The 2566-nt window shown below is 62.4% G+C and carries 1 protein-coding gene and 1 pseudogene; both read right to left on the reverse strand.

Translation table 11 applies throughout. The features are described from left to right. Positions 1 to 801 (reverse strand): TonB-dependent receptor (locus WEA77_RS11035; RefSeq protein ID WP_368067935.1); only part of this gene is annotated, 801 nt, incomplete at its 3' end. A gap of 314 nt (positions 802 to 1115) precedes the next feature. Continuing rightward, a pseudogene (locus tag WEA77_RS11040) lies at positions 1116 to 2566 on the reverse strand (transketolase); the annotation flags it as partial.

Genomic DNA, 2566 nt, shown 5'->3' on the forward strand with positions numbered 1-2566 from the left:
CATTAGTTTTGCACCGAATTCCGAGTTCCCAAGTCCGCCCTGCTGCCTGCGGCTGGCGCGAAGCGTGAGGTCCAGGGTATCGGTTGGCTCCCAACGCAGCGAAGCGCGGACATATTGCTCGTCCTTGTCGCGCAAGCCGGCTTCGGGATTGAAGCTATTCTCGATGATCGGATCGTGCGTATCGGTCGAGATCGCCACGCGCAGGAACAGATCATCCGACAGCGGAACATTTCCATATCCTTCGACCCTGACACGGTCATAGTTTCCATAAAGGATCGATGCGCCGTACTCGGGTTCCGCAGAAGGCGCATTGGAAATTACATTCACCGCGCCGCCGAAAGCATTTCTTCCGTAAAGCGTTCCCTGGGGACCGCGAAGAACTTCGACGCGGTCCACGTCTACCATAGACGCGAGCGCCTGTGATGTCAGGGAGCGATAGACGCCGTCGACATAGAACGAGATGATCGGGTCCTGCTGGACGGAGACGCTTTCGGTCCGTGCACCACGGATGGCAGGCCGCGCATCCGTTCCTGACTGGCCAAACTGAAGACCTGGCGCAAGCTTGTCGAGGGTGGAAAGATCAACGATACCCGCGGCGCCGAGCACTTCGCCCGATACGGCCGTGACGGACAGCGGCACATCCTGAATGCTCGCAGCCCGCTTTTCCGACGTCACTGTGATGACGCCCAGCTTGCGCTCGGTTTCGCCTTGCCCCTCCTCCTGGGCAAAGGCCGGCGCGCCCAGAGCCAGCGCCGCAACGCCGCCTGACAAAGCCCATTTCAGATTTAATGATATCGACATTGCACCCTGCTCCTCAGCTCACAGGCCGCCATGCCAGCGCGCCTTTGCCACATCGACACACAAAATGACTTCGAATGCAATTCTATTTTTTAACGATTCCGACTTCGGATTCAAACGAACAGCGTGTGTGGCAATTTAGTAACGGAATGCTCAGACGGTCAGCGCGCCGATGCAACAAGGCCGCGTCTCCCATGGCCTAAAGATAAACTCTGACACCAAGTAGCTTTAGACAGGAAAGCAGAGTTACATGCCCTTTCAGGGCGGCAGGGCCACCGTGTCTTTGCTCCAAGACGCCCATGCCAAACTCGGCCGCATTACTTGAGAAATCTACCCGGCGACAGGTGGCTCGCCGCCGAGACGATCGCGTCGGCGTCGATCTGGAAGTGGCGGTAGAGGTCGCGGATCGTGCCTGTCTGGCCAAAATGCTCGACCCCTAGCGGCGTGACGGCATGGCCTTTCACGCCGCCGACCCAGGCGAGCGTAGCCGGGTGGCCATCGGTCACCGTGATCAGCTGGCAGTGCCGGGGCACACCCTCCATCAGCCGTTCGATCTGGCTCAGTGCCTTGCGCTGGCCTCTCGCGCGCGCGCGCCGCGCGGCGGTCCAGCCGGAGTTCAGTCTGTCTGCAGAGGTTACCGCCAGCACGCCGATATCGCGGCGCCCTTCGCCGATCCGCGCCGCCGCCTTGATCGCTTCAGGCGCGACGACGCCCTGATAGGCGATCACGACTTCGCAATTCGGCCCGGGCGGGCGCAGCCAGTAGCCGCCATCGATCACGCCTTGCCGGAAAGCAGCGTCATCGCGCTTCCAGACGCGCACCTGCTCGATGGGGCGGGTGGAAAGGCGCAGGTAGACCGAGCCGCCCGTCTCGTCCCGCAGCCAGGTGCGCTCGTCCGGGTCGCCCTCGCCGCTGCGCTGCAGATAGTCGAAACTCCAGTCCATGATGATCGAGAGTTCGTCGAGAAAGGCCGGCTCGAACGAGACCAGCCCGTCCTGGCTCATGCCGATCAGCTGCGCGCCGATCGACTGGTGCGCCCCGCCTTCCGGCGCCAGCGTAACGCCGCTCGGCGTGCCGGCGATGATGAAGCGCGCGTCCTGGTAGCAAGCATAGTTCAGCGCATCGAGGCCTCGCGCAATGAAAGGATCATATACCGTGCCGATGGGGATCAGCCGCTCTCCGAACAGCGAATGCGACAGCCCCGCCGCGCCGAGCAGCAGGAACAGGTTCATCTCGGCAATGCCAAGCTCGATATGCTGGCCCTCCGGCGAGAAGCTCCATTTCTGCGCCGAGGGAATCTTTTCGTCCCGGAACGTGTCGGCCACCGCCTCGCGCGCAAACAGCCCGCGCCGGTTCACCCAGGCGCCGAGGTTCGTCGAGACCGTCACGTCCGGCGAGGTCGTCAGCATACGGCGTGAGAGTTCGGTGTCGAGGCGCGCGTGCGCGTCGAGGATCTTGCCGAAACCGGCCTGCGTCGACAGCATCTCGTCATCGAGATACACCGGTCCCGGGGAAGGCACCGCCGGCGACGTATAGCGCCTCGGTCCCGCCTTGAAGAATGGAACTTTCCCGAGGAAGTCCCTGATCGAACAGGGATTTTCCAGGCCCGCCAGCGCCTCCCATTCCTCGCCGTCTGCAATGCCCATCAGAGTCTGGAACTCGGCCATCTGCGCCTTTGTCATCAGGCCGGAATGGTTGTCCTTGTGCCCGGCTAGCGGCGTACCCCAGCCCTTGATCGTGTAGGCGAGGAACACCGTCGGCGTCTCGT

Source organism: Hyphomonas sp. (assembly GCF_040882205.1).
GTDB lineage: Bacteria > Pseudomonadota > Alphaproteobacteria > Caulobacterales > Hyphomonadaceae > Hyphomonas.